General features: G+C 71.5%; 2 protein-coding genes. Both read left to right on the top strand.

The genetic code is table 11. The features are described from left to right. The first annotated feature begins 358 nt into the window (after positions 1 to 358). On the top strand, positions 359 to 1603 hold the full coding sequence (locus GBZ48_RS35505; protein ID WP_174475320.1) for an exonuclease SbcCD subunit D C-terminal domain-containing protein: 1245 nt from the start codon (positions 359 to 361) through the stop codon (positions 1601 to 1603). Then, on the top strand, positions 1603 to 5382 hold the full coding sequence (locus GBZ48_RS35500; RefSeq protein WP_174475319.1) for an AAA family ATPase: 3780 nt from the start codon (positions 1603 to 1605) through the stop codon (positions 5380 to 5382). The genes GBZ48_RS35505 and GBZ48_RS35500 overlap by 1 nt, the downstream gene beginning before the upstream one ends. Position 5383 lies beyond the last annotated feature (1 nt).

The raw sequence follows: 5383 nt of genomic DNA, 5'->3' as shown, positions 1-5383 counted from the left end.
TCCCTTCTCACAACACGGTATAAACTTGTCAAAGAACCCGCAACGCTGAGACGCGTCGCACCGGCCGCTCTTCCGCATCCCCTTCTAGAGAGGATCGGATCGGAGTGACCGGAGAATTTCGGTCGAAGCCGGAAGATCGAAACCGCTAAGTCGCTGTTTTCTCTTCCGTTTCTGCCGCCGGCGCCGCGCTTCGTTCAGCGCCCCGCCGTCGGTGGAGCGGTTTATAGGCGCCCTCCCTCAAACCGCGCAAGCGCTTTTTTCATCGCTCCGTCATTTTTTCGTCAGCGTCATTTTTCGCAGGCGCGGCCGGTGGCGCGATCCGTAGAGTGGCTCATCGTTTCGTTGCGAGCGCAGGACCATGCGGAGCTTCCGTCTTCTCCACACCGCCGATTGGCATCTGGGCCAGACTCTGCACGGGATTCCCCGCGATACGGAGCATGGCTGCTTCCTCGACTGGCTGATCGACCGCATCGGCGAGCATCGGGTGGATGCGCTGGTGATTGCCGGCGATGTGTTCGACGGGCAGAACCCGCCGATCCCGGCCCTTGCGCTCTTCTACAGGTTCGTCGCGCGGGCGAAGGCGCTGCACCCGCGGCTCGACATCGTGGTGGTCGCCGGCAACCATGACAGCGCCAGCCGTCTGGAGGCCCCCTCGCCGCTGATGACCGAAATGGGGGTGCGGGTGATCGGCACCCTGCCCGCTTCCGCCGCCGGGATGTTCGACCCATCGCCGCTGATCGTGCCGCTGCACGACGCCGATGGCGCCGTCGCAGCCCGCTGTGTCGCCATGCCCTATCTGCGGCCGTCCGACCTGCCGGCGGTCGAGGAGGCGGAGGACATCGATCCGCTGATCGAAGGGGTGCGACGGCTCTATAACCAAGCCTGGACCGGTGGGCGGGAGCGCTGCGGCCGGGGTGAGGCGCTGATCCTGACCGGACATTGCTATATGCGGGGCGGCGCCCTGTCCGAGTTGAGCGAGCGCAAGATCCTGGGCGGCAACCTGCATGCCCTGCCGGTCGACATCTTCCCGGACGATGCCGCTTATGTGGCGCTCGGCCATTTGCACCGGGCGCAGGCGGTCGGTGGGCGCGAGGAGGTGCGCTACAGCGGATCGCCGATCCCGCTGGCGCTGGACGAGCAGCCCTATCCCCATCAGGTGGTGCTGACCGAGTTCGCAGGCGGCCGGCTGGTCGGGCATGAGGCGTTGCGGGTGCCGCGCCATGTCGCGATCCACCGGGTCAGCGAAGCCAGTCCGGAGGCGGCGCTCGACAGGCTGAAGCGGCTGGAGCTGGACAGTGGCCTGCCACGCGATGCCTGGCCTTTCCTTGAGGTGACGGTCACGCTGCCGGAACCGCGCCCCGCCCTGCGCGACGAGGTCGAGGCCATCCTCGCCGGCCGGCCGGTGCGGCTGCTGAAGCTGGGGGTACGGCTGACCGGCAGCGGCCAGACGCTGGCCGACAGCGCGCCGCCGGTCGATCTGGCCTCGCTGGAGCCGGAGGAGGTCTTCCGCCGTCTCTACCGCCGCAGCCATGAGGGCGATCCCGAACCGGAGCTGATGGCGGCCTTCCATGAGCTGCTGACCGGCGTGCAGGAGACGATGTGATGCGGATTCTCGCGGTTCGCGGCGCCAATCTGACCAGCCTGGACGGTCCCTTCGCCATCGATTTCGACCGGGAGCCGCTGCGGCGGGCCGGGCTGTTCGCCATCACCGGACCGACCGGCGCCGGCAAGAGCACCATCCTGGATGCCCTGTGCCTCGCCCTGTTCGACAGCATGCCGCGGCTGCCGGAAGGGCGCGGCGAGATGCTGGGGCCGGAGGGCGATCCCAACAGCATCCGCACCACGGACGTGCGGACGATCCTGCGACGGGGCGCCGGTTCCGGCTGGGCCGAGGTGGATTTCATCGGCATCGACGGCGAGGCCTACCGCGCCCGTTGGGAGGTACGGCGGGCCCGGCAGAAAGCTCAAGGCGCTTTGCAGCAGCAGAGCATGTCGCTGAGCAGCCTGGACGGCGAGCGCCGCTTCGGCGACGGCAAGAAGACTGTGCTCGAGGAGATCGAGCAGCGGCTCGGACTGAGTTTCGAACAGTTCCGGCGGGCGGTTCTGCTGGCCCAGGGTGACTTCGCCACCTTCCTGAAGGCGCCGCCGCGCGAGCGCTCCGCCCTGTTGGAGCTGCTGACGGGGACGGAGATTTACTCGCGCCTGTCGGTCGCGGCGCATGAACGGTCGACTGCGGAGAAGCAGGCGCTCGACAGGCTGGTGGCGCAGGGTGGCGGCATCGGCGTGCTGAGCGACGACGACCGGACTGCCCTGCAAGCCGAGGCCGGCGAGGCGGCGGAGGCGGTGCGGAGCGGCGAACAGGCGTTGGCGCTTGCCCAGGCGGCGCTGGCCTGGCATGAGCGCGACAGCCAGCTCGCCGCAGCGGAAAGCAAGGCGGTCGCGGCGGCTGAAACGACGGAGCGTGCGTGGAGCGACGCGGAGGAGCGGCGCAACGCGGCTCTCGCTCTGCGCGGGCTGCAACCGCTGCGGCCGATGCAGGCGGATGCCGACCGCGCGCGCGACGAGGCGGCAGAGGCCGCGGCGGCGGTCGAGCGGGCGGAGACGGCCCTGGCCACGGCACGGCTGGCGGTGGATGAGGCGACCGGCCGCCATGGCGAGGCCCGGCGGCGCTTCGAGGCGGCATGTGCCGAGCAGGCCAGGGCCGAGCCCGAACTTGACCGCGCGTCCGACCTGGATGGACGGATCGCAACCCTGACCGGCGAGCAGGGGACCGCCGACGCGGTGGTAAAGGCCGCGGTTCAGCGCAGCATCGCGCTGCGGAAGGCACTGCAGGACATCGACGCCACGCTGTCCTCGGCCCGCAGCGATGCCGCAAGGCTGGAGGTCTGGCTGCGGGAGCAGGCTGGCTTTGCGGCGGTGGCCGGACAGTGGGAGCGCTGGGACCGGCTGCTGGGGCGCATCGTCGCCGATGGACGGAGCGGAAAGGCCGCCGCGCAGGAGCGTCAGCAGCTGGAGCGGGAGCTTGCGGCGACCGAAGCCGCGGCACGCACCGTGGAAGGCCGGCTGGCCGAGGCGCGGGACCGCTGCCGCTCGGCCGAGCAGGCTCTGGAAAGCTTGCGCGGCATAGCGGTGCCGTCGCTGGAGGAGGCGCGGCACGCGCGGTCGGAGGCCGGACAACGGCGTGACGGGCTGCTGGCGCTGCTGGCCACCGGAGAGGCGCTGCGACGGCTGGAGGCCGAGCGCACCGCCGCGGACGGAGAGCGGCTGCGGCTGCTGGACGAGGCGGAACGCGACGGAACGTCGGCGCAGGAGCTTGCCGAAAGCCGGGCCGGACGGCAGGCCGCGGTCGATGAGGCGGAGCGTACCCTGCAACGGCTGCTGCTGGCCCAGCGAGAGGATGTCGAAAGCCTGCGTGGCCGGCTGGTCGAAGGCGAGCCCTGCCCGGTCTGCGGATCGGCGGATCATCCCTGGGCGGGCGCCGGGGCGACTCCGCTGGGCCGGGTGACGCGGGATCAGGAAACGCATCTTGCCGAATTGCGCGAGGCCCAGGCCGCGACGGTGGCCCGGCATGCGGCACTGGAAGCGGCGGAACTGGCGGCGCGCAAGGGGGCCGAGGCGCTGACCGCGCGGCTGGCGGCGATGGCGCGGGAGGCCGACGGGCTTGAGGCGCGCTGGGCCGCGCAGGCGGCGGCCGTCGATTGGGATGCCGGGGGCGGAACGCTCACCGACATCCATGCAGATATCCGCGGGCAAGTCGATGCGGTGGATCGCCGGATGGCCGCCATCGCCCAGGATGAGGAACAGGCGCTCGACCATCGCCGGCGGCTGGATGCGGCGCAGCTGGAGCATCGGCGGCTGGAAACCGCGGCTGCCGGTCTGGCAAGCGAGTGCGAGGCGACCCGGCAGCGGCTGGCCGAAGGACGGCAGGCCCTGGCTTTGGCGGCGGCGGCGCTGGAACGGGCGGAGGCCGACCGGAACGCCGCGCTGGCCGAGCTGGCCGACGGTCTGGCGGGAGAGGCCGGGTGGCAGGCTCTGCTGGAGCGGGACCCGGAGGGCTACCGGGCCGCTTTGGCAAGGCGGGTGAGCGACTATCGCGAGAAGAGCGACGGGCTGGCCCGTGCCGCCCGCGAGGTCGAGCGCGCGAGCGGCGAGCGGGCGGTGCAGAGCGCCGAACTTGAAGCCGCGCAACGGGCGGAGGACGAGGCGCGCAATCGGGCAGCCGATCTCGCCGGACGGTTGGCGGAAGCCCGGACGGCGCGCGGCGCGGTGCTGGATGGACGGCCGGTGTCGCAGGTGCGGACGACACTGGCCGCGCAGAAGCACGAAGCCGAAGCCCTGGTCGAGAAGGCCACCTTCGCCCGGCAGGACGCCATCGCCCGACTGTCGGCCGCGGAGCAGGAGCGGGAATCCCGCGGCGAAGCGGCGAGACGCTGCACCGCCAAGGCCCGGACCGCCGGCGAGCGGTTGGACAGCGCGGTCGCCGAGCGCGGGGTCGAGCTGGAAGAAGTCCGTCGGCTGCTGGCGGCGCCCGAAAGCGAACTGGAAGCGGAGGAGCTGGCGCTGGCGGTGCTGGAGCGGGCACGCGGCGATGCCGCCCTGGTGGTCGCCGAACGGCGGCGTCAGCGCGGCGACCACCATGCCGCGGGTCGTCCGGCGCAGAGCGTCGAGGACGCCGGGGCTGCGGCGGAGAGCATCCGTGCTGTGCTGGAGCGCGACCGCGACCGGCTTGGCTCGGCGCGCGGACGGCTTGAGGCGGACGATGCCAACCGGCAGCGGCTGGCCGGGCTGATGGCGGCCATCGAGGCGCAGCAGGCGCGTTGTGCGCTGTGGGGCAAGATGGCGCAGCTGATCGGTTCGTCGACCGGGCAGAAGATGCGCAACTTCGCCCAGAGCCTGAGCCTGGACCTGCTGCTGACCCATGCCAACCGGCATCTGGAGGATCTCGCCCGCCGCTACCGGCTGGAGCGGGTGGCCGGGGCCGATCTGGAGATTCAGGTGGTCGACCGCGAAATGGGCGACGAGCGGCGCGGCGTGCACAGCCTGTCGGGCGGCGAGCTGTTCCTGGTGTCGCTGGCCCTGGCGCTCGGGCTGTCGGCAATGGCGGCGGGGACCTCCGGCGGGATCGGCACGCTGTTCATCGACGAGGGGTTCGGCACGCTCGATCCCGACAGCCTGGACGTGGCGCTGTCCTGCCTGGAAGCATTGCAGGCCGGCGGGCGTCAGGTCGGCGTCATCAGCCACGTGCCGGCGATGGTCGAGCGCATCGGCACGCAGATCCGCGTGTTGCCGCTGGGCGGCGGGTGCAGCCGGGTGACGGTGCAGTCGGTCGCCGGAACGACGCTGGGGCTGGGGCTGGCGCTGGAGGAGGTGGAGGGGGTTTGAG

The sequence above is a fragment of the Azospirillum melinis genome (genome assembly GCF_013340935.1).
Lineage (GTDB): Bacteria > Pseudomonadota > Alphaproteobacteria > Azospirillales > Azospirillaceae > Azospirillum > Azospirillum melinis.
This window is presented reverse-complemented; position numbering and strand designations above follow the sequence as displayed.